Below are 24,887 nucleotides of genomic sequence, written 5' to 3'. Positions count from 1 at the left end.
AGCGCGTATAATCCGCCCCGTTTCTTTCACTGCGTTTTCACAACAAGACAAGTTTATCCATGCGAATTGCCCTAGGTATTGAATATGACGGCAGCCGGTATTTCGGCTGGCAGCGTCAGCGTGAAGTGATCAGCGTGCAGGCTGAACTGGAGACGGCGCTGAGCCGGATTGCCAACCACCCTGTCTCCATCCAGTGTGCCGGACGCACCGATGCCGGTGTCCATGCGACCGGTCAGGTGATCCACTTCGATACCGAGGCGAACCGTGCCGAAGGGGCCTGGACCCTGGGGCTTAATTCCAACCTGCCGCCGGATATCGCCGTGCGCTGGGTCAAGCAGGTGGACGAGAGCTTCCACGCCCGCTTCAGCGCCACCGCCCGTCGCTACCGCTATGTCATCTACAACCACAACTACCGGCCGGCGATCCTCGGCAGTGGCGTCAGCCACTACCACGAGACCATCGATGCCGAGTTGATGCACCAGGCGGGCCAGAGCCTGCTGGGAGAGCACGACTTCAGCACCTTCCGTGCCGTCGCCTGCCAATCCAACACCCCGTGGCGCAATGTGACCCATCTGTGTGTCAGCCGCTCCGGCCCCTACATCGTGCTCGACATCAAGGCCAACGCCTTCCTGCACCATATGGTGCGCAACATCACCGGCTCCCTGCTGCTGGTGGGGCAGGGGCTCAAACCGGTGGAGTGGATTGCCGAGGTGCTGGCTGCCAAGGATCGCAATCTGGCCGGGCCGACCGCCAAGGCCGGTGGCCTTTATTTGGTCGACGTGGATTACCCGGCCGAGTTTGCTCTGCCGCAGTTGCCGCTCGGCCCGCTGTGGCTGCCGGACTCGGCACCGGGTACGACCAGTTTTTAGTAACTGCGCCCGAAAAATTGTGGTTTAATGACCCGTCATTTGTTGCCATCGAGCTATTAAGTCATTGAACAATCTAGGCTCGATGCGTTTTGTCAGGCACAAAAGCATTAAGGAATTCCATGAGCTGGCTTGAGAAGATTCTTCCCAAGAGCAAGATCACTGCGCCCCGTCGTCACAACATTCCGGAAGGGGTGTGGACCAAGTGCAGTGCTTGTGAACAGGTGCTCTACCGGGCAGAGTTGGAGCGCAACCTCGAAGTGTGCCCCAAGTGTGATCATCATATGCGCATCAGCGCCCGCGCCCGTCTCGAGAGCTTCCTCGATGAGCAGGGGCGTACCGAGATCGGTGCCGAGCTGGAGCCGCAGGATGTACTGAAATTCAAGGATTCCAAGCGCTACAAGGATCGTTTGTCTGCCGCTCAGAAAGAGACGGCGGAGAAAGATGCGCTGGTGGTGATGAAAGGGACCCTCAAAGGGGTACCGGTTGTCGCCTGTTCATTCGAATTCTCCTTCATGGGTGGCTCCATGGCCTCCGTGGTCGGTGCCCGCTTTGTGCGCGCCGTCGAGGAGTGCATCAAGGAAGGCCGCGGTCTGGTCTGTTTCTCCGCCTCTGGTGGTGCTCGCATGCAGGAAGCGCTGTTCTCCCTGATGCAGATGGCCAAGACCAGTGCGGCGCTGGACCGTCTGTCCAAAGCCGGCCTGCCCTATATCTCCGTGCTGACCGACCCCACCATGGGGGGCGTCTCTGCCAGTCTGGCGATGCTGGGTGACATCAACGTGGGCGAGCCCAAGGCGCTGATCGGCTTTGCCGGCCCGCGCGTTATCGAGCAGACCGTGCGCGAGAAACTGCCGGAAGGCTTCCAGCGCTCCGAGTTTCTGCTGGAAAAGGGTGCCATCGATATCATCATCGATCGCCGTGAAATGCGTAACCGTCTGGCCAGCCTGCTCGCCAAAATGCTGAATACTCACGTCATCGAAGAGTGAAGATGAGTTCAAACATGCAACAATCCCAAAGCCGGTCGCTTGTCGACTGGCTTTCTTATTTGGAGCAGATCCATCCGGTCAATATCGACATGGGGCTGGATCGGGTCGGTGCTGTCGCCCGGCGTATGGGGCTTACCCAGCTGCCGTTCAAGGTGATCACGGTGGCGGGCACCAACGGCAAGGGCTCCAGCTGTGCCATGGCGGCCAGCATTCTGATGGCCGCAGGCTATAAGGTCGGCGTCTACTCCTCGCCCCATCTGCTGCGCTTTACCGAACGGGTGCGGGTCAACGGGCAGGAGCTATCCGACAGCGATCACTGCGCCGCTTTTGCCGAGGTGGAAGCGGCCCGCGGCGAGATTGCCCTTACCTTCTTCGAGTTCGCCACCCTGGCTGGCTTGTGGCTCTTCTGCCGCGCCGCCCCCGATGTGCTGCTGCTGGAAGTGGGGCTGGGTGGTCGGCTCGACGCCACCAACGTGGTGGAGTCCGATGTGGCGATGATCACCTCCATTGCCCTTGATCACTGCGACTGGCTGGGTGATACCCGCGAAGCAGTGGCGGTGGAGAAGGCGGGGGTCTATCGCGCCGGTAAACCCGCCATCAGCGGTGAGCCCAATCCGCCAGCGACTATTGCGAGCGAAGCACAGCGTCTTGGCGCCAACCTGCGTCAGGTCGGTATCGATTTTCGTGGCGATGAGCATGAGAGCGGTTGGGATTATCACGGCCTCAACCAGTGGCGGGATCTGCCAAAACCGGCGCTACCGCTGATGAACGCGGTGACCGTGCTGGCGGCGCTGGAATCCCTCGGCTTGCCGCTGCCGGAGTCCGCCATTCGTGACGGGCTTGCCAATGCCCGGCTGGCTGGCCGGATGCAGCAGTTGCAAAGTGCGCCGCTGGTCATCGTCGATGTGGCCCATAACCCCCATTCGGCAGCCTATCTGGCAGCTCAATTGCGCATGATGCCCTGCGCGGGTGTGCGCCGCGCAGTGGTCGGCATGCTCAAAGACAAGGACATGGCGGGATCCCTTGCCGAACTTGATGGTCTGATTGGCGAGTGGTATCTGGCCAGTCTCACCGGCCCGCGCGCCGCCACTGCTGCGCAACTGGCTGCGGCGCTGGGGGAGGGAAAGGGCCCTGCCAGAGAGTTTGATGATGTCAGCGCGGCTTATCAGGCAGCGTTGGCCGCATCGAGTCCGGACGATATGGTCATTGTGTTTGGTTCGTTTTACACTGTCGCCGACATTCTGGCGGGTGTCGCCGTCTAGGCCACACCCCGGCTCCCCGGCCTTCGGGCGGGGAGCCAAATCGCATATTGAGTTACGTAAAGGTAGGATTCAACTTGGCCTCGAAGTTTCAAAACCGTCTGGTGGGCACCGTCATCCTGGTGGCCCTGGTTGTTATTTTCCTGCCGGACTTGCTGGATGGTCACAAGCTGGCACAAAAGGAGGAGGCCTTTGCCAAGATCCCGCTGCGCCCCGAGCTGGAGCCTGCCAAGCCTGCGCTGCAGGTCTCGGCAGCCAGCAGCCTGCCCGCTGATCATCTGGCCAGCCAGCAACAGGCCTCTGCGGCCCAGCAGTGGCAAGTGGAAGAGGTGGCTGATCCCATGACCCTTGCCGGTCAGGGCAACGGCGCGCAGCCGGCGACAACCCCTGCCGCACCGGCGCCGGTTCAGCCGCAACAGAATGCCCAACCCAAGCCACAGCCCAAGCCGGAAGTGGTGGCCAAAAAACCGGTCGAAGCGCCCAAGCCAGCACCCAAGCCGACGCCAGCCAAACCGGTTGAAGTGGCCAAGGCGCCCGCACCGACCAAGCCGCAGGCGGGTCAGATCAAGTCCCTCGACGATCTGATTGAAAGCAAGATGACCCAGCCGACCACACCCGCGCCTACTGCGGCACCGGCGCAGGGTAGCTGGATCCTCCAGCTTGGCGCCTTCAAGAACGTCGACAGCGTCAACGCGCTGGTGAGCAAGCTGCGGGCGGCGGGCTACTCTGCCCACACCTCGCCGCGCACACCGGTGCAGGGTCAGCTCAACCGGGTCTTTATCGGACCGGATGTCTCCAAGGCCAAACTGCAGGGGATGCAGGGGCGGATTTCCCAGATGACCGGCCTCAGTGGCTCGGTGGTCTCTTACAATCCGTGATGGTCTGGCCGCTGGCCATGACGTTCCGATAGCAACACCGCGCCCCGTGCGCGGTGTTTTTTATCTGGCTGTCGTGATTTTTAAGGACGGCGTCGTACAGGTCACCCCTCGGTTGGGATTTTCGGGCAGTTGGGGTAGTCTGAGCCCTTCTGCTACTCACAGGAGTTCAAGATGATCCTCTCGACGACCCCCACGCTGGAAGGCAAAACCATTCGTGAATACCGCGGCATCGTGGTGGGCGAAGCCATCCTCGGCGCCAACATTTTCAAGGATCTCTTCGCCGGGATCCGCGACATCATCGGCGGCCGCTCCGGCGCTTATGAAAAAGAGCTGGCCCGTGCCCGCGAGATCGCTTTCGACGAGCTGAAAGAGCGCGCCGCGGCTCTTGGTGCCAACGCAGTGGTTGGCATCGATATCGACTACGAGGTGGTGGGGCAAAACGGCAGCATGCTGATGGTCAGCATCAGCGGCACCGCCGTGGTGGTCTGAGCGCGCACCAGCGCAGCGTCTTCATGGGCAATGAGCCGATAACCGGGTTATCGGCTTTTTTATGCCCGATGGCGGGCAACGAGGAGTGAACGGGGTGTTGAACCCATGCCATAAATGACTCTAAGTTGATGATTTAAAACTTTTATATTTTTTCATAACCCGATGACTCGGGTTTTATTTTTTTTAACTGGGCCCCCCTGAATCGCCGGACTAGAGTGGCAGCCATCAGGACGATACCTCATCACGGATGACCCCATTTTGTATGAATCACTCTTTCTTGAAGGCGTATCAAGATGCACAAAAAATCTGCTCTGTTGACTGTTATTACTCTGGCCATCGCCACTTATGCCGGAAGTGTTGTCGCGGCCGTTCCCAACTTTACCGCCAGCTGCCCGATGAATATTCAGGTCAAGTCGCAAGGGGGCAATGTCTTTATCAATGGCAAGAAGGCCACGCTGAAAACCGATGCGCCGACCGCCTATACCGCCCAGAGCGGCAAGATCATGATCGGCATCACCTCTGACTCCGCGACCAGCGAGCCCAGTGTCGATTACGCCATCAAGCATGACAAGCGTGCCAACGGTATCTGCACCGTGAAATCTTGGTCAGCGGGCAAGGCTACCTCGTTGCCGATGGTCAAGGGGGATTCCCCTTATCAGGGCAAATGGACCGCCAAAAATAGCGAGACCGGTGCCACGGTGGCCAATATTCAGGTGGATGGCAAGGAGCAGGTGTGGGTCAACGGAGTCAAGGTGAAGGCCAAGCGGGCCGATGGCGCGCTGCAGTTTCGTCAGGGCACCATCCTCTACACCTTGCAGGGGGGATCCGCGCATTCGCGATGAGAGCGACTGGAATGACAGCGATGTTCAGAATACCGGCCCCATCCGGCTCGAGTAACAGACGCGCCGTGCCACGGCTTGTCATTGATGCAAAAAACAGAGAGCGGCATGGCCGCTCTCTGTTTTCTTGTTTCTATTGGATGATAGCCGTGCGGGGTTAGATGCCGTGGATGGCGTTGGCTTCCCCATACCAGTCCAGTTTGTCGGCCAGAGTGACTACCGAGCCGATGATGATGAGACTCGGGCTCTTCACCTGACGAGCCAGTTCGGCCAACTGTTGCAGCTCGCCGCGCACCACCCGCTGACTGAGCTGGGTGCCTTGCTCCACCAGCGCCACCGGGGTGTGACCTGACATGCCGTGGGTTTGCAGCTCATCCTGAATGCGGGCGGCGTGGGCCAGCCCCATGTAGAACACTAGAGTCTGGCGGGGGGCCGCCAGCGCCGACCACTCCTGGGCGATATTGCCCTCCTTGTCATGCCCGGTGATGAACTGCACCCGCTGGGCGTGATCGCGGTGGGTGAGGGGAATGCCGCTGTAGGCGGCGCAGCCTGAGGCTGCCGTAATGCCCGGTACCACTGAGAAGGGGATGCCCGCCTCGGCCAGGGTTTCCAGCTCCTCGCCACCCCTGCCAAAGATAAAGGGATCGCCCCCCTTGAGCCGCACCACCTGTTTGCCCAGCTGCGCTTGTTCCAGCAACAGCTGGTTGATCGCCTGCTGGGGCACACAGTGGCGGCCCGCCTCCTTGCCAACAAAGATCCGCTCGGCATCCCGGCGAACAAGCGCCAATACCTCCTGCGAGACCAGTCGGTCATAGACCACCACATCCGCCTGCTGCAACTGCTGCAGACCGCTCAGGGTAAGCAGTCCCGCATCGCCGGGGCCGGCGCCTACCAAGGTTACGCTTCCCTTGCTCTGCGGTTGCTCCTCGAGTAGCTCAGCGACGCTCTGTTCGGCAGCTTGCTGCTGGCCGCGGGCCAGTTGGCGGGCGAGGCGATCGTGGCTAAAGAGCAGCTCCCAGAAGCGGCGGCGGGCCAGCTTGTCCGGAATGAGTTTGACCCGCTCGCGCAACTTGCCCGCCAGCGCCGCGAGCTGGCCGAGGTGTTGCGGCAGCATGGCTTCGAGTTTTTCCCGCAGCTGGCGGCTCAGTACCGGCGCCGCGCCTGCGCTGGAGATGGCCACCATCAGCGGCGAGCGGTCGATGATGGCGGGCATGATGGCGCTGCAGTGGGCCGGAGAGTCCACCACATTGCAGAAGATTTGGCGCAGGTTCGCCTCATGAAAGACCTGCTGGTTGACCTCTTGCTGGTTGGTGGCGGCGATCACCAGCCACTTACCATCGAGCAGTTCGGGATGAAAGCCGGTGGCGCAGACGGTCAGGCGACCCTGCTCGGCCCAGCTCATCAGCTGGGGTTCCAGGTGTGGGGCATTGATGGTGATCTTCGCCTTGGCATCGAGCAGCAGGCGCGCCTTGCGCACCGCCACCTCACCGCCGCCGACGATCAGGACCGGCTTGTTTTGCAGCTGACAGAAGAGAGGGAGAAAGTCCATAACAGGCTCCGGATGCTGGCCCGCTCGCAATGCCGCGCCGGGCGAGATAGCAGGGCGCGCCGTGACGCACCCCGGATGGTCGGGGGAAAGATCCCCCGACGGGAATAAAAAAGGGGAAGGGTGATCTACGCCCGGGCCAACGACAGATCCCCACCGGTGTCGGCCACTTGATCACGCTTCCCCAAACGAGGTTTTTCCTATTGCACCGCTTTGACGTGCATGTTGGCGACGTACTGATCTTCGGCCCAGAAGATGCGGTCAGCGACCATGGCTTCCGGGTTGAGGGTGACGCCGCGCAGCACCCGCTCCTTGAACTTGTGATAACCGGCCCGGTCGATAAGGTGACCCATGTGCAGGTAGATGGGTTTGCCATCCAGCATCTCGGCCTCGAACTCGAACAGGTTCTTGATCACCGCGTGCAGCACCTCTTCGGTGACCCAGTTGAGGAACAGTTTGCCAGTACGGGGGGTCTTCTTGCTGGTGCGTCCCCCCAGCTTGACCATATAGAGCTGCTTGGGATCCCGCTGCCAGGCCATGGTCGGGCAGGCCAGCACGCACTCGCCACAGCCGATGCACTTGCTCTCCTCTTTGACCGCCTTGCCATGTTTGATGGCGAGGCAATCCACCGCGTGGTGGCTGCATGCCTTGACGCAGGCGCCGCAGCCGATGCAGCGCTCGGCATTGAAGTGGATTTTGGCGATGCCGAGGATGCCGAAGTCGGCCATGTTGGCCTTGGCGCAGTCGTTGGGGCAGCCGGCGATCACCATCTTGAGGTGATAGGGGTTGGGGTAGAGGTGTTTCTCCATCCGCTGGGCCAGCCCGGTGCAGTCGATATTGCCCTTCTGGCAGATGGTGTTGCCCTGACAGGCGACGATGTTGCGCCCGCCGATGGTCTGGTAACCGGCTGTGGTGTCCTCTACCTCGATGCCGCAGGTCTCCACCTCGATCTCCTTGATAAAGGGCTCGAGGGCGGCGTTGACCTTGTCCATGTCCTGATACTTGATGCCGGGCATCGCCAGCTTCTGGCGGGTGGTGAGGTGGATCAGGCCGTTGCCATACTGTTCGGCGATCTGCTGGGCCACCGCCAGCAGGTGGGCGGGCATGATCCCGCCGGGAATGCGTACGCTGATCATCGCTTCGCCGCGCACCTTGGAGAGGCGGTATTCGTTCTTGGCGCGGGCCTTGATGATGTCGATATCGAGACTCATGGTGTTCTCCCTCAGTCGATCAGATGCTGGGCCTGGTCAAAACGAAAGACCGGTCCATCCACGCAGATATAGGTGTCGCCCATCCGGCAGTGGCCACACTTGCCCACGGCGCAGGCCATGCGGCGTTCGTAGTCGACCCAGATGCGATCCTTGGGGATGCCCCGTTCGAGGAAGGCGAGCACCACGAAGCGGATCATGATGGGGGGGCCGACCACGATCACCTGGATATCCTCCTTGTCAGCGAGATCCAGCTGGTCGATGTAGTCGGTGACCCGACCGATGCGAAACAGTTCGCTCTCCTTGCCCTCGTCCAGGGTGACGATGAGGTTCTGCTGCTCGGCCCAGAGCGACATCTCGTGGCGATAGAGCACCGCCTGCTCGTTCTTGAAGCCGAGGATCATGTCGAGGGATTTCACCTCTTCCGGATGTTTGCTGAAGCGGCGCAGCAGTCCCTTGACCGGGGCGACGCCGGTGCCGCCCGCCACCACGATGAGATGCTGGTTGCGGTAGGTCTCCAGCGGATAGCCGTTGCCGTGGACGCCGCGCATCCACACCTTGTCGCCCACATCGAGGGCAAACAGCGCATCGGTTACCTTGCCGACTTTGCGGATCAACAGATCCACATAGCCATCGCCATAGTCGGAGACCGAGATAGGCGCTTCGCCGACGGTGGGCAGGGAGATCTCCACAAACTGGCCGTAGTGGACATCAAAGTCGCGGGAGACCCGAAAGTTCCACTCAAGCTCGGTGTGGCGCTCGATGGCCAGAATGGTGTAGGCCTTGGGCAGCAGGCGGTTTTCGACCACGTCCTGCTGCGGTTCTGCTGTTGCTGTTTGCTGGCACTGGCACATATCAGTTCGCCCCCTGCGCGTTGTCGGCTGCGATGGTCTGTTCGACCACATCGGTCATCTTGTTGATGATGTTGCTAAAGGAGATGTAGTGAGGGCAGCGATCGTCGCAGCGGCCGCAGCCGACGCACATGTGCTCCTCTCCCTGACGGGCCTTGTAGTCGTTGACCTTGTGCAGGGCGCGATAACGCAGGCGCTCGCCATGCTTGGCGCGAAAACCGTGGCCACCGGCCATGTCGCTGAAGCCATCCACCATGCAGCTGGCCCACTGGCGACGGCGCTCGCCCTGCTTGGGGTTCTCGGCATAGGTGAGGTCATGCACGCTGTAGCAGCTGCAGGTCGGGCAGGAGGTGGTACAGCGGCCGCAACCGATGCAGCGGCTGTCGTACTCGGCCCAGACCGGATGGGCGGTGAGGATCTGGCGGATCCGCTGGGGGTCGTCACAGACACTGTCCGGGGTGCGCACCTTGACCGGGTTGCTCTGGACAAATTCCGGGGTGAAGTCGTCGGATTCACCCAGCTCGGCGAAGTAGCCGAGCAGCTCGGGATCCTTCACCTCAATACGGGCACCCTCATCGCTCAGACGAATGGCGGCGGCGTAGTCCTGGGTCTCGTTGCTGCCCATGGAGACGCAGAAGCAGTTCTCGAAGCTCTCGCGGCACTCCAGCAGCACCAGCTTGAGCTTGCTGCGCAGCCGGGCGTAGTAGACGTCGCTGTTCTGGCCATTTTTCAGGTAGACCTGATCCAGCCTGCGCAGGGCGTGGATATCGCAGCTGCGCAAGAACAGCAGGGTGGGCTTGGCCTCCACCTTTGATTCGCGCAGCTCCAGATTGTCGAAGTGGAACAGGGTCTGGGTGATGGGGAGCACCACCTCTTTCGGGGAGAAGTGGGACTTCTCCTGCCACACCAGATCGGCCGGATGGCGGATGCTGTGGTAGGTGACGTTGTCGGTGTCGGAGAAGCGGCCACCCCGATATTCGGCCGCAGGGGCCATGATCCGGTAATCGGGTAGCAGCCGCTCGAACAGCTGCGCCAGCGCGGGCTGGGTGAGAAGAAACGACATAAATAAACACCTTGTATGAGGGTGAGATGCCCTGGCATAGAGATGAGGCGCGGGCCGGTCAGGGTGTCTGGCTCCGATTCTGGCCGCGCTTGCCTCGCCACGGTCTGTTTTTATGACTCATGTTGCTCAACTGACCCGATTGTTATTGTGTTGGCGGCGTGTGCGTCGCGGCAGGTCGGGTCATGCCTGTAAAACCCTTGTCAATTGAGCAGGGCGGCCTGATAGCCTGCACACTTGCCCATCACGTATCCCATCTCCAGCTTGTTGATATCGCGGGTAAAACGGGAAACGGGGAAGTAGTCGGCCGGAGCGATCACCTCGATCTGGCAGTCATCCGGCGGATTGGCAATAAAATCGAGCGCCTCGTTGTAGCTGCGATCCCGCTGCTCCAGCGCCTGTGCCAGCGCGGGGCGGGTCTTGAGCAGGGTACGGATCATCCAGGGGAAGGGCATCGGCTTGAGCCGATAGCCAAGGGGCTCGGAGAGGATCACCGTCAGGTGACGGGCACCGCGGCGGTAGGCCTCGATCACCGGGATGGAGTCGGCCACCCCGCCATCTGTCATCGGCACCCCTTGCACCTCCGGGTATTCGTGGGAGGCGAGGGGTATGGCGCAGCTGGCGGGCAGCACCTCGTTCATGTTCTCCGGCTTGACCCGGATGTACTCCGCCTTGCCGGTCAGGGTATTGGTCACCACCGCATAGAAGGGGATGCCGGTCTCCCGGTAGGCGTGAATGTCGAGGGGATACTTGCGGCAGCTGGTGTTCCACAGCCAGTGGATATCCACCAGATTGCCCCCCTTGGCAAAGCGCAGGGGATCCATAAACTGCTGGCTGCACGCCAGTTTGGTCAGGATCTCGTGGCTGCGGCCATGCTGGCTGGCGAGATAAGCCAGCAAGTTGGTGGCTCCCGCCGAGACGCCGATGGCGAAGTCAAAGGGGCGATAGTCATGCTCGATAAACGCATCCAGCACGCCGCTGGCAAATATGCCGCGCATGGCGCCGCCTTCTACAACCAATGCGCTGGGGGATGCGTTTTTGTTCATGACAGGCACCTCATTGATAAGTCAGAGAGAAAAAGTGGGAAAGAGAACGTTCGGGCTGTCAGGCCGACCATTCTGACAACCAACCGGGGTTGGCCATCGCAATGAGGTCATTCTAGGAAGGGGATGGTGTTTAGAATATCTGTTAATAATGAATCAAGTGTTTTGAATTTCTAAACGATAGTGATAAACCCGTTGTGATCAAAGGGGTTGTGTAGGAGTCTCAACGACTCTGTGATGGCTGGATATTGGCAAGGATGAGTGTGTCATGACGTTATTGGTTCCCCCGCTGCTTAAACGTGGCGATACCATCGCTTTTTTCTCCCCCTCCAGCGCGGCGACCGCCTGGGCACCCAACCGTTTTGCCCGCGCAAAAGCCTTTCTTGAGGGGCAGGGCTTTAGGCTCAAGGCGGGCAGCCTCACCGGCCAGCAGGAGCACTGGCGTTCCGGCTCCATCGTTGCGCGGGCTGAAGAGCTCAACGCCCTTATTCGCGACCCAGCAGTACGCTGCATCATGTCGGTGATTGGCGGCAGCAACTCCAACTCCCTGCTGCCCTACCTCGATTTTGAGGCGCTGAGGCGCGACCCCAAGATCATCGTCGGCTACTCAGACGTGACGGCGCTACTGCTCGGCATCCACGCCCAAACTGGCCTGGTTACCTTTTATGGCCCGGCGCTGGTGGCTTCTTTTGGCGAGTTGCCGCCGCTGGTGGATGAGACGCTGGCCAGTTTTTTACAGATTGCGTTGGCCGACGAAGCTGGCGTCCCCTGCACGCTGCCTACGCCAGCACAATGGAGCGATGAACGGCTGGACTGGGAGAACCAGACCCGGGCCAAGCAGTGCAAGCCCAATCGGCTGATCTCGGTGGGTTCAGGTCGGGTAGAGGGACGACTGATCGGCGGCAACCTCAACACCATGGCGGGGATCTGGGGATCCCCCTATATGCCGGCCATCGAGCGCGGTGACATTTTGCTGCTGGAGGACAGCCTGAAATCTGCCGAGACGCTGGAGCGCTCGTTTGCCCATCTCAAGCTGTGCGGGGTGTTTGATCGGATTGGCGCCCTTATCCTCGGCAAGCACGAGCTGTTCAACGATCAGGGCAGCGGCAAGCGCCCCCTCGATATCCTGCTGGAGGTGGTGGGGGAGCCGAACTTCCCCATTCTGGCGGAGTTTGACTGCGCCCATACCCACCCCATGCTGACGCTGCCGCAGGGGATCGAGGTGGCGCTCGATCTCGACCGCCAGCAGCTCACCTTGCTGGAGCCCTGGTGGCGAGCAGAATAAGGGCGAAATGAATGTCAAAAAATGGGTGTCAAAAAACAAGGCCGCGGATGCGGCCCTGTCTGTTTTTGTGGGGAGGGATCAGGGCAGGGCATCGGGCCGGAAGCTGGCGCGGATCTGCGGCACCAGGCTTGATGGGTCGAACCCTTTCTCCTCGCCCAGCACCGGATGGAGCAGGGGTTTCTCTTCGATGGGGGTGATATCCCCCGCCAGCAGCTGGCGGGTGGCCTGACCCATCTGGTAGAGCTGGCGTACCGGCGCAAACTGGGTCGCCAGATTGAGGGGATCATCGGCGCGGGTGAAGGCCATCATGGGGATCTGGTAGGTGGCATCGCGCGCCGGCTTGTCACCGTGAATGCCCTTGCCGGCGGACATCAAAAACGGCTGGTGATCGCCAAAGGCCACCACCAGATAGCGCTTGCCCGACTGGTCGAGGGTCTTGAGCAGCCGCTCCAGCGAGGCCATGGCATCCACCACCCCGGTGTAGTAGGTGTTGAGCAGTTGGGTGTCGCTCTCGCTCTGGTTCGGGCAGGCGCCGCTGCGCTCCTGCCCCTGATAGCGGGGGCCATCGAAGGGGCCGTGCCCCTGCATGGTGACCGCGTAGGCAAACAGCGGCTTGTCATCCTGCTCGCTGCGTTTGAGCAGGTGGTCGATCAGCGCATCGTCGGAGATATAGAGCCCCTTGTGCTCAAGGGTGGTGAAGCGGGTGTCGAACCAGCGCTCCTCATAGCCGAGCGCCGGGATCGCCTTGGCGCGGCCCCAGAATTTTTCCACATAGGGGTGGGCGAACAGGGTCTGGTAGCCGCTCTGTCTGGCGCTCTGGGCCAATCCCGGCACCTGCTGCGAGAGATAGTAGTAGGGCACCACCCCCTGCTTGAGCAAGCCCACCGGCAGGCCGGTGTTCATCTCGAACTCCGCCAGCACCGTCATGCCGCCGGTGGTGGGGGAGTGGATGGTTTTTTGCCACTGCTGCACGCTGGCGGGCAGGGAGAGGGTGGGAGCCGGGGCGCAGATCCGCCCCTTCCAGTCGAGCCAGAGCGACTCATATTGCAGCACGATCACCAGATCCCAGCGCGGCGCAATGCCCTGGGGCGGATAACTCAGCTGCGGGGTCAGCTCGTTGATCTGCAAGGGGTAGCGAAACACGCTGCCGCTTTGCAGCATCTCGTCCACCAGATTGAACAGATAGAGGCCGGGGCCGGAGCGGATGATGTCCCTGTGGTAGTTAACCGCGCGATCCACGTAGCGAATGTTGGCTCCCAGCAGCTTGTTGCCGGTCTGGGTGGCAAAGACGCACAGGGCAAAGAAGGCGACGGTGGCAGCGGCTGTGCGCAACACCCAGCGTGACAGGGCAAAGCGCCAGCAGAGAAACAGTGCTAGCAACACGGTGAAGATGGGCAGGATGGGGTGCTGGTCGAGCAGGATCCGCAGCAGCGCGAGCAGGTTGCCAAAATCGTCCCCGCCGAGCGGCACGCCGTAGATGGCAATCTTCATAAAGTTGGCGAGCAGACCTATGCCAGACAGCGCGGTAAAGACCAGCCCCATATAGAGGTTGAAGCCCGCCAGCGCGCAGAGGCTCCAGCCCAGCACCATGCTGCCCCAGGCCAGATAGTAGTGCTCCGGCCGAAAGCCTGACCAGAGCAGAAACTCCCCCAGCTTGAACACCACGAAGCCGTGCAGCAGCACGAAGGTGAGGTTGCCGAGCAGCAGGCTGCCGATGATCCGCCAGCGCAGGCTGCGGCGCAGCGTTGGCAGCACCGTTTTGAGCACGGCGGCGCTCAGGGCCAGCACCAGCGTCAGGCTCACCACCAGATAGGTGAGGTTGAAGCCCTGCTCGGGCAGGGTTTGCAGGATCTGGCTGAAGTCGCCGCTCTCGGGGCGATCCTTGAGCAGCAGACCGATGCGCAGCTGATAGCGGCTATCAAGGGAATCGTCCGGGGCGCGCAGGGTGCTGTTGAGATCCAGAGTACAGCGGTTATTGCGGCACACCTGACGCTTATCCACCGCTTGACTGAGCTGGTCAATCCGCTCCCCCTTGTCGTTGAGCAGCTCCACTCGCACCTTGTCCCCCGCTTGCAGCGGCCCTCGCAACTGCCACTGACTGCGTACCACCAGATAGAGGCCGCGGCTGTCGCTTTTATAGAGCAGGGCGTGGCGGGTGAGGGTGGCCAGCGGGTTGTCGGCGGGGCCCAGCACCAGCGGTTGGGCGCGGCCCAGCCAGCTGCCGGGATTGATCAGCGGCAACAACAGGGTCAGCAGCAGCAATCCGCCCAGCAGGGCAAGCAGCAGAGAGGGCAGACTCAGAACGCGGGGGCGGCCTGAGGAGGGGCGATTCATATAAGCTCATCCTTTGAGCGAGTGAGGGAGAGATCGTTCATCCGCATAGAGTTTGACCCGATGGTGCGGGCCTTGTTTCAGCTTGTCAATTTAATGACCACTTAATGAATATTTGGTTACAGCTCAACCTTGCAAATTGTGATCCCGATCGAGGGGTTGTTCGGAATATGTGATGAAAGCGTCATCATGGGGTTTTGCCACTGGCTTGGGAGGGATCTGCTGTTTAGTCTCTCGATAGCGACTGGAGGTACATGTATGAATCCCAAAGTGATGGCACGTCAGGCCAGATTGCTGCGCATGCTGGAGAGCAAGGAAGAGATCCGGATCGGACGCGAGCGCGACTGCCCGCTGCCGCTGGCCCAACTGGTCAAGCTGAAGGATAGCCATCCGGCTGTGGTCAAGGTCTATCGCCACGGTCTCACCGCCGAGGTGTTTCACCTCAAGGTGGAGGGGCATCACTGGTGCCTCAAGCGGCGCCGTCAGGATTCACTGGTGGCCAACCTCGATGGCAAGACCGCCTTTCTGACCGAGCTGGAGCGGCGGCGTGAAATCGAGGCGCTGCGCGAGCTGCACCCTACCGTCCTCTCCCACGTGGTCTGCACCAGCTTTGGCTCGGCGCGGGCCGGGGTGCTGGTCTCCCCCTGGTTGCGGGGTGTGCCGGTCCACCAGCTCAACGAGCGCAATCTGGCCCAGATGCTGGAGGTGCAGGGGGAGCTGGCCCGCTGGGGCTGGTTTGACTGGGACCCGAGCCCGGGCAACCTGCTCGATGACGGCGAGCAGATCTGCGTGTTCGACTTTGGCTATATGTGGACCTTCGATCCCCGCTTTGAATACAACTCCAACGGTCTGGTCGACCCGCAGTTCCATGTACCGGAGCGGTTGGAGACCCGCACCCTCTCCGGACTCTGGCTCGATGAGGCCGATCCTCTGCCGCAATTTCGCTACTGGCGTGAACTCTGCCTGAAATGGGTGAAACGGGAGATCCACCACCTGATCCGCGAAGGGGCCAGTGCCCCCGTGCTGGCCCGTCTGCACGCCCTGCAAGGGGAGTGGAGCGCCGCGCTGGCGAGCGACGAGGCGCTGGTCGCCAACTGGTGGCGGGACATGTATCGCAGCCACCGGCTCGATGTGGCCGATGATCTGAGCGGCCAGAGCTGCGGCCCGCTCACCCTGCGTCGCCTCGACTGGTTGATGCAGGCGGTGACGGATCACTATCCGCTGCTGGTGGACAATCTCTCGCCTCAGGAGACGGAGCTGGGCCAGACGGGGCTGCTGGCCCGCTTGCAGCAGCTGCGCCGCGAAGCCGTCGCCTGTCAGTTGCCAGCCACCAGCCTTGCCTGAGCCAATACCTTTGCGGAGTACAAATGAACAGGGCGCCTTGCTGGCGCCCTGTTGCATGGTCTGGTTCGCCTCGCGGTGAGGGTCAGTCCAGCAACTCCTGATGGAGGCGGTTGACGATATTGCCCGCCTCGCTCTCCTTGACCAGGAAGCAGAGGTTGTGGGCGCTGGCGCCGTAGCAGATCATCCGGATGTTGTGCTCGCGCAGGGCGTCGAAGACCTGACTGCCCACCCCGTTCACTTCGCTCATCCGGTTGCCGATGAGCGCTACCAGTGCCAGACCGGTTTCCACCTCCACCTTGCAAAGCTGGCCCAGCTCGGCCAGTACCTTGTCGCTCAGGATCGGTTCGCCGTTGCTCTGGCTGCCGGTGTGATCCAGCGTCAATGACACGCTCACTTCCGAGGTAGTGATGAGGTCGACCGAGATGCGGTGACGGGCCAGAATGCCGAACACTTCGGCCAGAAAGCCGTAGGCGTGGAACATGTTGAGGCTGTGCAGGGTCACCAACACCTGCTGGCGGCGCAGGGCGACGGCGCGAAACAGCGGGCTTGAATCTGTGCTGGCGCGGATCCAGGTACCACCGGCGGCAGGATCCTTGGCGGAGCCGACAAACACCGGAATATTCTGGCGCACCGCCGGTTGCAGGGTGGCGGGGTGCAGTACCTTGGCGCCGAAAGTGGCCATCTCGGCTGCCTCGACAAAGCTGATTTCAGGAATGGGGCGGGCGCGGGTGACGAGGCGCGGATCCGTGGTGTAGATGCCGGGCACATCGGTCCAAATCTCGATACTGGCGGCATCGAGCGCTTCGGCGAGCAGGGCTGCGCTGTAGTCGGAGCCGCCGCGTCCCAGCGTGGTGGTGCGGCCATCGCCATCGGCGCCGATAAAGCCCTGGGTGATGATGAGGCTGTCGCCAAGCTGCGGGCCCAGCGTCTGCTGGCAAAGGGTTCGGGTGGTGGCCAGATCGACGGTGGCCTTGCCAAAGCGGCTGTCGGTGCGCATCAGCTGGCGCACATCCTGCCAGTGGGCCTTGACGCCGCGCTGGCGCAGCAGCTCGGTAAAGAGGCGGGTAGACATCAGCTCGCCGCAGGCGATGAGGCGGTCGGCCAGCTCCGCATCGGTATGCTGGTGGGCTTGCTGGGCCATGAGGCGAATTTCGTCCAGCTGGCCATGAATGAGGGCGCTCACAGCAACGGGGTTGCCGAGATCGGCCAGAATGGCCTGCTGGATCCCGGCCAGTTTGGCCAGCTGCTCGTCGCGGCCCGCTTCGTCCAGCTCCCCTTGAGCCAGGGCGACCAGCAGGTTGGTGACACCGGCGCTGGCGCTTAGCACCACCACCCGGGTGGCGGGATTGGCCAGCACGATGTCGGCGCAGTGATTCATGGCCGGGAAGTTGGCGACACTGGTTCCGCCAAACTTGGCGACATTGATCGGGCTCATTGCTTACTCCTGTCTTATTTTAAGATTCCGGTTCCATCGGGCAAAAAAGAGAGGAGGAGGCTGAAAATGGCAGGAATGAACGAAGCTATCCCGGCCAGAAGCACTCCACCTGCAGAGCCCATCCCGTACCGCCCCTGACAGGGCGCGGTGGGGGATGATCACTACCGATGACAACCCGGGGGATTCAGCCCCCGCAGCCGACGTTGAGGTTACCAGTCTCCTCACTCGTCTCGGCGCTGCTCCCCCTGACCCAAGTTCACCGGACGCTGGCGTCCTCCCTTGGGCTGCCTGGGCAGCGCTCCTCTTCTGGCTCCACCAGGGCGGTGGAGTGCATTTAGAAATACCCTGCGTTGGATTGCACTGTCAATCGAGTTTGTGAAAAAGTTCAAATTGTCGGCTAACTCAACACAGAATCAATGGCTTAGGCAATGGTCTTTGACAAAACCTTGGAACGGCGCTGCCAGTTGTAGAGACGCTGGCGCGCCACCGGCAGATCTTCCACTTCCAGCGGATCGAAGCCCCGCTCCCGGAACCAGTGGATGGAGCGGGTGGTGAGCACGAACAGGCGGCGAATGCCGAGCCGTTTGGCCCGCTCGGCCACCTTGGCCACCAGCTGATCCCCCCGGTTGGAGTTGCGATAGTCGGGGTGGATGGCGACGCAGGCCATCTCCGCCATCGCCTCTTCCATAAAGCAGTAGAGGGCCGCGCAGCCGATGATGAGGCCATCGCGTTCTATGATGGTGAACTTGTCGATCTCCATCTCCAGCTGCTCGCGGGAGCGGCGCACCAGAATGCCTTCCTCCTCCAGCGGGCGAATGAGATCCAGAATGCCGCCGATATCCTCGATGGTAGCGGCGCGGGCCTGCTCGGCGCTTTCCCGCACGATCTGGGTGCCGAGGCCGTCGCGGCTGAACAGCTCCTGCAACATGGCGCCATCATCCTGATAGCTCACCAGATGGGAGCGGGGCACTCCGCCACGGCAGGAGGCAATGGCCGCGCGCAAGTAGCGGGCGGTGCCTGACATCTCTTCGCCCGCTTGTTCCAGCTCCACCAGCAGCTCTTCGGCCTGCTCGGGGAAGAGTTCGGAGATGGCTTCGCCGCGCCTGTCCATCACCCCCTGGGTGCTGCTAAAGCAGATGAGCTTGTCCGCCTTGAGGTCGACCGCCACCCGGCGTGCCACCTCTTCGGAGCTCAGGTTAAAGCTCTCGCCGGTGACCGAGCAGCCGATGGGGGAGATAAGCACCAGACTCTTCTGGTCGAGCTGGCGGGTGATCCCCTCCACGTCGATGCGGCGCACCCGGCCGCTGTGGCAAAAGTCGATGCCATCATCCACCCCCAGCGGCTGGGCGGTGACGAAGTTGCCGCTCACCACGCTGATCCGCGCCCCCTGCATGGGGGTGTTGGCGAGCCCCATGGAGAGCTGGGCTGTGATGTCATATTGCAGGCCGCCACACACCTGCTTGATGATGGTAAAACTCTCGTCATCGGTGACCCGGATCCGCTTGTGGTACTGGGCCTCGATACCGGCGCGGGCCAGCGCTTCATCGTTTTGCGGACGTGAACCAAACACCAGCACCAGGCGTATGCCCAGTGTCTGCAGCAGGGCGATATCGCTGACGATATTGGCGAAGTTGGGGTGGCAGATGGCTTCTCCCCCCATCATCAGCACAAAGGTGGCACCCCGATGCACATTGACATAGGGGGTGGATTGCCGGAAGGCATTGACCAGACTGGGTTCGCGTTCACGCACTTGATATTTCTTCCATAAAAAAACAGCGATTGGCTCAATATATGAAAATTAATTCACAAATCAAGACTAAATATTTATTTTTGCCGTTTCTGGTCTACGAGGGGCGGCTTGGCCGTGCGGATTGGGAACCGGTGGCAGGAAGTGCAGATGGCCGCCGGGGCGAGCGGGGAGGGGCCCGCCGGTTGATCCGGCGCGATAAACTGCTATCTTCGATGCTCCTTTTCGTCAGCTGTGTGATTTCACAGGGTTTTATACAAGGACAGAATTCATGGAACAGATTATTTCACCGGCAGATGCCCTGCCGGGACGACGCGAAGCGATGGTGATTGGTCAGCAGCATGCGGTGAATGGCAACCCGACCCAGGGTCCCTGGCCCGAGAACATGGCGATCGCCTGGTTTGGCATGGGCTGTTTCTGGGGCGTTGAGCGCCTGTTCTGGCAGCAGCCGGGCGTCTACTCCACCGCGGCCGGATATCAGGGCGGCGTGACCCAGAATCCCACCTACAAAGAGGTGTGCAGCGGGCTGACCGGCCATGCCGAAACGGTGCAGGTGGTGTTTGATCCGGCGGTCATCAGCTACGGCGATCTGCTCAGACTGTTCTGGGAGCAGCACGATCCGGCGCAGGGGATGCGTCAGGGCGGGGACATTGGCACCCAGTATCGCTCGGTGATCTTCTATGGCGACGAAAGCCAGCAGATCATTGCCCAGCAGAGCATGGCGGCTTATCAGCAGGCGATGGCGGCAAGCGGCGACAGCCGTGCCATCACCACCCGCATTCTGCCGCTGGCGCCCTTCTACTATGCCGAGGATTACCATCAGCAATATCTGGAGAAAAATCCGGATGGCTATTGCGGATTGGGTGGCATTGGAGTCTGTTTGCCGCCCAGCCTGAACCGCTGAACAGGTTTGTAGTCGATTTTTTAATAAAAGTGAAAATAAATGGTCGGAGGAGGGAACTTATTGCGACCAGTCGGGACTAACTAGGTAGCGTCCAGGGATCGGATGCAAAGTCCAGACACATTTCTTGCCTTGATAACCGCCTGATGAATGAACGCACTGGCGGGTTGAAAATGATAGCAAGCAGGGCTGCCCACCAAGGCGGCCCTTTTCCTTATCTGCTGCTTTGAAATCTTGCGTTGGGCGAGAGGGCCTGACGGCAGATCAGCCGATGGCGCTGTCGAACAGGTTCTTGATGAGATCGATAAACTCGATGAGGAAGGTTTTCTGTTCCGGGGTCGGGGCGCGCAGCCAGACGGCGGAGAGCACCTCTTCCAGATCGGCGACCACGGCGTCCGCCTCCTGCATGATGGCGAAACGCACCTTGGGATCGAGCTGGGGGTTTTGCTCGCAAATGGCCATCAGGTTGCTGGCAACACGGCCACTGACCAGATCTTCGATGGTCTCTTCACCATCGTTCTGCTGCTGGGATTCAAACAATCCCAAACTCTCCACCAGATACTCGATCAGCGAGATATAGCCTTCACTTTCTACCACCATGGTTGCTGCCTCAATACAGTAACAATACGAAAATTAAGCGTATTTTAGTGGCTTGCCCTAGCTTGGCAAGCAGCAGTGCAGGCGATGGCGAGTAAAACTGACTCCGCCCCGCTCCACGCACTCCAGCCCGGTCAACGTAAAGCCATGTCGTAAAAATAGCTCATAACTGAAGGCGCTGGCCTCGGTGGTGATGAGGGTCATACCGAGCCCTCTGGCCCCCGCGAGCGCCGTGGTGAGCAGCAGATTGCCCAGTCCCTGGCGCTGATGGTCGGCGCCCACATAGAGCAGACTGAGGTGGCCATCGGGGCTCAGGGTGACAAACCCGAGGGGCACATTTGCCTGCTCCGCCACCCAGCCGTGGTGCTCGCGCAGCTGGCTGACAAAGCCCGGATGTTGTGAACCGAGGGCCCACTGCTCCACCTGCTCGGCGCTGTAGTGCTCGGGGCCGCTGCGTCGCACCGCCTGCTCAAACAGGGTCACGAGGGCGGGGATATGTGCCTCGCCAAGGGGGACAATGCAAAGTGCTGGACTAAGTGCTGGGGTCATAAGGTTGGGTCGTCAGTGGTGGGGAGGGGACGCGGCGCCTGTGGCCGTTTGGCTTTGGGCAGACCCGCGACAACCCGCTCATAGGAGTGGTGCACCCAGCCCTGCCACAGATCATCCGGCAAGGTGCTGTTCAGGGTCACTGTGTTCCAGTGTTGTTTGTTCATATGCCAACCCGGTTTGACCTCGGGGTGGATCTCGCGCAGCAGCAACGCCAGCTCGGGCTCGCATTTGAGGTTGATGGTAAGCGGCTCGGCCTGCCAATCCACCAGCGCGAACATCTTTCCCGCGATGCGGTAGACCAGGATCTCCGGGCCAAACGGGGTATCTTCGGTGGCGCCCGGCAGGGTCAGCAGAAAGTGGCGCAAACGGGTCAAATCCATGGTGGGTTCTCGCGCAAGGGGTGATCCGGGTCATGTCAGGCGCATATCTATCGGCGGGGCTGTTCTGTTAATATGCGCGCAGCCGAGTATACCCCCCATCACCAAGGGAGCCTATTGGATGTTGTATCACAAGACTTTCGAACTGGGTCCCGAGCGGGATTGGGTGGTGTTTGTCCACGGCGCCGGTGGCAGCTCCTCCATCTGGTTCAAGCAGCTGCGCGCCTATCGCGAGCACTTCAATGTGCTGCTGCTGGACTTGCGCGGCCACGGCCAGTCTCACCAGCTGCAACAGGTGGTCAAGGGCCACTACAGCTTTCGGGAAGTGACCGAAGATATCGTTCGGCTGCTCGATCATCTCGATATCCGCCGCGCCCACTTCGTCGGCATCTCCCTTGGCACCATCCTTATTCGCCATCTGGCCGAGCTCTGCCCGGAGCGGGTGAAAAGCATGGTACTGGGGGGCGCCATTTTGCGGCTCGATATCCGCTCGCGGGTACTGGTGCAGCTGGGCCGACTCGGCCAGCACTTCCTGCCCTATATGTGGCTCTACCGGCTGTTTGCCTTCATCATCATGCCGCGCCAGCACCATCAGGAGTCGCGCAACCTCTTTGTGCGCGAGGCCCGCAAGCTGTGCCAGAAAGAGTTCAAACGCTGGTTCCGCCTCGCCACCGAGGTTAACCCGCTGATGCGTTATTTTCGCGAACGCTCCCTGCCCATTCCCACCCTCTATGTGATGGGGGAGGAGGATCATATGTTTCTGGCGCCGGTACGCGAACAGGTGGCCCGCGATGCCAGCTCTTCGCTGGCGGTCATTGAGCAGTGCGGCCATGTCTGTAATGTGGAGCAGCCGGAGCACTTTAATCGGCAGTCGTTGGCGTTTATATCCAACCAGACGTCTGCGATATAAGCTATTTAATAGATAAGGTTGGTTGGTTGGTTGGGTTGAGCGGAGCGAAACCCAACACGGGAATATTATATTAAAACCATCTATCGTAATTTTTGTATTTCGAATAGACTGGATTTGCTCAGCGTAATCGAAACCACAGGAAGGGATTTCTTTTTGTTGGCGGAGATTTTTATATTTAGTTATTACATATATATCACCCTTTATGTCTAATGTTGACGGGCCGTTCGTGAACGTCAGATTACATTTCGCTAAGCGAACCTACGGCCCTTGGAAACCTTGTGAAATAGAGATTATTTTTCTTGTTATGTCCTCAATCCCAATTGTTTAGCTCTGAGATATGGAGTGTAGAAAAACTCTTTAAACTCTACTTTAAAGGTATGCTCGCTACGCTTACCTTCCCAAAATCGTATGTTTGAGTTCTGACCTTGTAATATAAGACATATTATCTCAAGCATGTGTGTATTTATTTTTGGACCAAAATATACCGCAGTTAATGCATTTGCTGAGTATGTATAGGCTGTTCCTGCTTCATTATGAATACAGCGCCACTCCTTTTCATATTCCCAAGATTTTGACTTTGTACAAAACAGGTCAAGTATATCACCACGTTGACCTTTGCCGTAAACACTAAGAACATTTAATTTCGGCATGTCATCTACATAAATAACTTTTCTAGCTCTTTCAAAAATCTCATCTTCAGTGTTAAATTCCAAGCAAAAACCTGTGTGTTTTCCAGAATAGTGCCCCCACATTAACAAGTCATCACAAACCTCTGAGAAGCAAGAAATTCCTCTATTTTCTATAAATGTATCTATAACAATATTATTGGCTTCTCGTGCCGCACTCATTAGCATTGGTTTCAGTTTTTCTAGCGGGGTTGAAGACAATTTATCCATGACATGACTTGGCCATTCTTTTTCCAAATATATTTTCTTTAGCTCTTCTAGTTCTTGGTCTGTTGGATCTTGAATTTGAGCTTTTATCGCACAATCATAAGGGTCGTTAAATCCAGATGGTGGTGCAAAATAAATTACCTGAGACTTCAAGTTAAGTAATGACTGAACAGATACGGTTTCATATTTATATAGTTTTTTTGGAATGCTCATTTTTATTCCCAAGTTCTGTAAGTTACATTAGCACATTATAATATGATTTTTCGGATTCTCTTGAACTTGTATGTTGATGATAAAAATTATCTATAACAAGAGAATAATGGACCGGATGGATATAGTATCAAGCATCCATTAATCTGTTGAGTAAACGTCACCCAGTTCTCGGGATTTGAGGTTATTTTTTGACGGCTATCTTGTTTTCAGCCGGTGCATGTGGGGAGTGGCCTCTTCCTCTCAATACCCCGTCATCTCCAGATAGCCGACCCCCTTGGCATCTCCCTCCACCGTTACCGCTCCCTCCCAGTAGTCAAAGCGACCTGTCATGGCCTGATTGGGCTGACGGGCTTGGATGGTGAGGCTCATTCCGGCGGCGTTTAGCTGCCACTCGACGGGGTAATTCTGCCCCTTGGGGCCGCGCCAGGTGTTGCCCGGGGTGAGGCGAATCGCGTCGGGGGCGAGCACCCGGCTGCTGCCATCCCGCTCAATCAAGATGCCGTAGCGGTTCTCAGGCTCAGTGCGTCCCGATTTGGTGCGCAGGCGAAACAGCATCAGCTCGCGGCCATCGGCCAGTTGCAGGGAAAACCAGTCCCAGCCCGATTGCCACTCGGCCAATACCGAGCTGCTCCACTCGTGATCAAACCACCCTTGTCCGGTGACGGTGCGGGTCTCGCCATCGCGAGTCAGGGTGCCGCGAAGAGTGAGGCGCGGGTAGGAGTAGTAAAAGGAGGCGTTGCCCGGGCTCTTCTCGCTGTAACCGGCCTTGCCTTGCAGCACCAGCGGCTTGGCGGCAGTGACGGTGAGGTTCAGGTCGCCAATCTTGCTCTGCACCTTGAGGGTGGCAGGGAAGAGCGCCGCCCCTTGCGAGGCAAGTCGCCACTCCCTGAGCCAATATTGGCCACCACTGGCCCCCGCCAGTCCCGGCCCCTGCCGACTGGCCCGCTCATCTTGCTGGTGGCTGCCACGGTCGAGATCCGTGATGGCAAACTGGGCCAGCCAGAGCTGGGGGGTGAGCCAGGGGTTGCTGGTGCGGAGATCTTGCTCGATACCCTGCCTAAACAGGGTCCACTGCATGCCATATTCGCGCCCCTGTTCATCCTTGAGGTTGCCGGTGAGATACCACCACTCGGAGCGGTAATCGGGGTGGGCGGCGTGATCCTCCGGCAATTGGATAGTTTGCCCCGGCAGCACCCTTTTAAAGCTGTCGCTGTCGCTGCCGCCGCCGAGCAGGGCGCCCAGATCGCTGGCCTGCGCGCTGCCAATCATGGCAATCAGTG

Annotated in this window: 23 protein-coding genes and 1 riboswitch; of the genes, 10 read left to right on the top strand and 13 right to left on the bottom strand. The window is 59.9% G+C overall.

All coding sequences use genetic code 11. The features are described from left to right. Window positions 1-59: 59 nt before the first annotated feature. The 6 genes from truA (at window position 60) to NOM06_RS04115 (ending at window position 5,320) form a co-directional block, all read left to right on the top strand. Window positions 60-869, top strand: coding sequence for a tRNA pseudouridine(38-40) synthase TruA (gene truA / locus NOM06_RS04140; RefSeq protein ID WP_040066446.1), 810 nt, complete (start codon window positions 60-62; stop codon window positions 867-869). Between the two features lie 119 nt (window positions 870-988). After that, window positions 989-1,852 carry an acetyl-CoA carboxylase, carboxyltransferase subunit beta gene (gene accD, locus NOM06_RS04135; RefSeq protein WP_042053089.1) on the top strand — a complete coding sequence of 288 codons (864 nt, stop codon included), beginning with the start codon at window positions 989-991 and terminating at the stop codon, window positions 1,850-1,852. Window positions 1,853-1,854: 2 nt separating this feature from the next. Next, window positions 1,855-3,114 carry a bifunctional tetrahydrofolate synthase/dihydrofolate synthase gene (gene folC / locus NOM06_RS04130; RefSeq protein ID WP_201995822.1) on the top strand — a complete coding sequence of 420 codons (1,260 nt, stop codon included), beginning with the start codon at window positions 1,855-1,857 and terminating at the stop codon, window positions 3,112-3,114. A gap of 74 nt (window positions 3,115-3,188) precedes the next feature. Next, window positions 3,189-3,989, top strand: a complete 801-nt coding sequence (gene dedD / locus NOM06_RS04125; RefSeq protein ID WP_255909993.1) for a cell division protein DedD — start codon at window positions 3,189-3,191, stop codon at window positions 3,987-3,989. 171 nt (window positions 3,990-4,160) lie between these two features. Then, window positions 4,161-4,478: a heavy metal-binding domain-containing protein gene (locus NOM06_RS04120; protein ID WP_005333757.1), complete on the top strand. Its 318-nt coding sequence runs from the start codon at window positions 4,161-4,163 to the stop codon at window positions 4,476-4,478. 293 nt (window positions 4,479-4,771) lie between these two features. Next, window positions 4,772-5,320, top strand: coding sequence for a hypothetical protein (locus NOM06_RS04115; RefSeq protein ID WP_255909992.1), 549 nt, complete (start codon window positions 4,772-4,774; stop codon window positions 5,318-5,320). A 154-nt stretch (window positions 5,321-5,474) separates the two neighbouring features. Here NOM06_RS04115 and cysG read toward each other — a convergent pair whose 3' ends face one another. The 5 genes from cysG to NOM06_RS04090 all read right to left on the bottom strand — a co-directional run bounded on the left by cysG (window position 5,475) and on the right by NOM06_RS04090 (window position 11,028). After that, window positions 5,475-6,866 (bottom strand): siroheme synthase CysG, encoded by a 1,392-nt coding sequence (cysG, locus tag NOM06_RS04110; protein WP_255909991.1) that lies wholly within the window; start codon window positions 6,864-6,866, stop codon window positions 5,475-5,477. 197 nt (window positions 6,867-7,063) lie between these two features. Continuing rightward, the gene (gene asrC, locus NOM06_RS04105) at window positions 7,064-8,074 is read right to left on the bottom strand and encodes a sulfite reductase subunit C (RefSeq protein ID WP_150388917.1); all 1,011 of its coding nucleotides are present in this window, start codon (window positions 8,072-8,074) and stop codon (window positions 7,064-7,066) included. An 11-nt stretch (window positions 8,075-8,085) separates the two neighbouring features. Then, window positions 8,086-8,925 (bottom strand): anaerobic sulfite reductase subunit AsrB, encoded by an 840-nt coding sequence (gene asrB, locus NOM06_RS04100; protein WP_305120733.1) that lies wholly within the window; start codon window positions 8,923-8,925, stop codon window positions 8,086-8,088. A gap of 1 nt (window position 8,926) precedes the next feature. After that, the gene (gene asrA, locus NOM06_RS04095; RefSeq protein ID WP_255909989.1) at window positions 8,927-9,985 is read right to left on the bottom strand and encodes an anaerobic sulfite reductase subunit AsrA; all 1,059 of its coding nucleotides are present in this window, start codon (window positions 9,983-9,985) and stop codon (window positions 8,927-8,929) included. Between the two features lie 200 nt (window positions 9,986-10,185). After that, on the bottom strand, window positions 10,186-11,028 hold the full coding sequence (locus tag NOM06_RS04090) for a patatin family protein (RefSeq protein ID WP_255909988.1): 843 nt from the start codon (window positions 11,026-11,028) through the stop codon (window positions 10,186-10,188). A gap of 265 nt (window positions 11,029-11,293) precedes the next feature. Between NOM06_RS04090 and NOM06_RS04085 the strand changes: the two genes are divergently transcribed. Then, window positions 11,294-12,310, top strand: a complete 1,017-nt coding sequence (locus tag NOM06_RS04085) for a S66 peptidase family protein (RefSeq protein ID WP_255909987.1) — start codon at window positions 11,294-11,296, stop codon at window positions 12,308-12,310. 78 nt (window positions 12,311-12,388) lie between these two features. On the opposite strand, the gene NOM06_RS04080 is transcribed toward NOM06_RS04085, so the two are convergent. Then, entirely contained in the window at window positions 12,389-14,644 is a 2,256-nt protein-coding gene (locus tag NOM06_RS04080) for an LTA synthase family protein (RefSeq protein ID WP_255909986.1), read from the bottom strand. A gap of 255 nt (window positions 14,645-14,899) precedes the next feature. Between NOM06_RS04080 and NOM06_RS04075 the strand changes: the two genes are divergently transcribed. Next, window positions 14,900-15,985 (top strand): hypothetical protein, encoded by a 1,086-nt coding sequence (locus NOM06_RS04075; protein ID WP_005333743.1) that lies wholly within the window; start codon window positions 14,900-14,902, stop codon window positions 15,983-15,985. An 82-nt stretch (window positions 15,986-16,067) separates the two neighbouring features. On the opposite strand, the gene lysC is transcribed toward NOM06_RS04075, so the two are convergent. Then, window positions 16,068-17,420, bottom strand: a complete 1,353-nt coding sequence (lysC, locus tag NOM06_RS04070; RefSeq protein ID WP_255909985.1) for a lysine-sensitive aspartokinase 3 — start codon at window positions 17,418-17,420, stop codon at window positions 16,068-16,070. A 90-nt stretch (window positions 17,421-17,510) separates the two neighbouring features. After that, window positions 17,511-17,734, bottom strand: a riboswitch (Lysine riboswitch). Window positions 17,735-17,841: 107 nt separating this feature from the next. Next, window positions 17,842-19,170 carry an amino-acid N-acetyltransferase gene (argA, locus tag NOM06_RS04065; RefSeq protein WP_005345063.1) on the bottom strand — a complete coding sequence of 443 codons (1,329 nt, stop codon included), beginning with the start codon at window positions 19,168-19,170 and terminating at the stop codon, window positions 17,842-17,844. 268 nt (window positions 19,171-19,438) lie between these two features. Here argA and msrA point away from each other — a divergent pair, with 268 nt between their 5' ends. Continuing rightward, a complete protein-coding gene (gene msrA, locus NOM06_RS04060; protein ID WP_005333739.1) occupies window positions 19,439-20,071 on the top strand; it encodes a peptide-methionine (S)-S-oxide reductase MsrA in 633 nt (210 codons plus the stop codon). 261 nt (window positions 20,072-20,332) lie between these two features. On the opposite strand, the gene NOM06_RS04055 is transcribed toward msrA, so the two are convergent. The 3 genes from NOM06_RS04055 to NOM06_RS04045 are packed head-to-tail and all read right to left on the bottom strand — an operon-like array spanning window position 20,333 to window position 21,594. After that, a complete protein-coding gene (locus NOM06_RS04055; protein WP_005333735.1) occupies window positions 20,333-20,668 on the bottom strand; it encodes a DUF3802 family protein in 336 nt (111 codons plus the stop codon). A 57-nt stretch (window positions 20,669-20,725) separates the two neighbouring features. Then, on the bottom strand, window positions 20,726-21,214 hold the full coding sequence (locus NOM06_RS04050; protein ID WP_236350402.1) for a GNAT family N-acetyltransferase: 489 nt from the start codon (window positions 21,212-21,214) through the stop codon (window positions 20,726-20,728). Next, entirely contained in the window at window positions 21,211-21,594 is a 384-nt protein-coding gene (locus NOM06_RS04045) for an MmcQ/YjbR family DNA-binding protein (RefSeq protein ID WP_201908858.1), read from the bottom strand. The genes NOM06_RS04050 and NOM06_RS04045 overlap by 4 nt, the downstream gene beginning before the upstream one ends. A 118-nt stretch (window positions 21,595-21,712) precedes the next feature. Here NOM06_RS04045 and NOM06_RS04040 point away from each other — a divergent pair, with 118 nt between their 5' ends. Then, complete coding sequence (locus NOM06_RS04040) at window positions 21,713-22,501, top strand: alpha/beta fold hydrolase (RefSeq protein WP_255909984.1); 789 nt, start codon at window positions 21,713-21,715, stop codon at window positions 22,499-22,501. A gap of 302 nt (window positions 22,502-22,803) precedes the next feature. Here the strand turns inward: NOM06_RS04040 and NOM06_RS04035 are convergent, their stop codons facing one another. Together NOM06_RS04035 and NOM06_RS04030 are read right to left on the bottom strand one after the other, a co-directional pair. Further along, window positions 22,804-23,607, bottom strand: a complete 804-nt coding sequence (locus tag NOM06_RS04035) for a DUF2971 domain-containing protein (protein ID WP_255909983.1) — start codon at window positions 23,605-23,607, stop codon at window positions 22,804-22,806. Between the two features lie 240 nt (window positions 23,608-23,847). Beyond that, window positions 23,848-24,876 carry a lipocalin-like domain-containing protein gene (locus NOM06_RS04030; protein ID WP_255909982.1) on the bottom strand — a complete coding sequence of 343 codons (1,029 nt, stop codon included), beginning with the start codon at window positions 24,874-24,876 and terminating at the stop codon, window positions 23,848-23,850. Window positions 24,877-24,887 lie beyond the last annotated feature (11 nt).

This window comes from Aeromonas sp. JL9 (assembly GCF_024436075.1).
GTDB lineage: Bacteria > Pseudomonadota > Gammaproteobacteria > Enterobacterales > Aeromonadaceae > Aeromonas > Aeromonas veronii.
The sequence above is the reverse complement of the archived record's forward strand: the minus strand, read 5'-3'. Positions and strand labels throughout refer to the sequence as shown.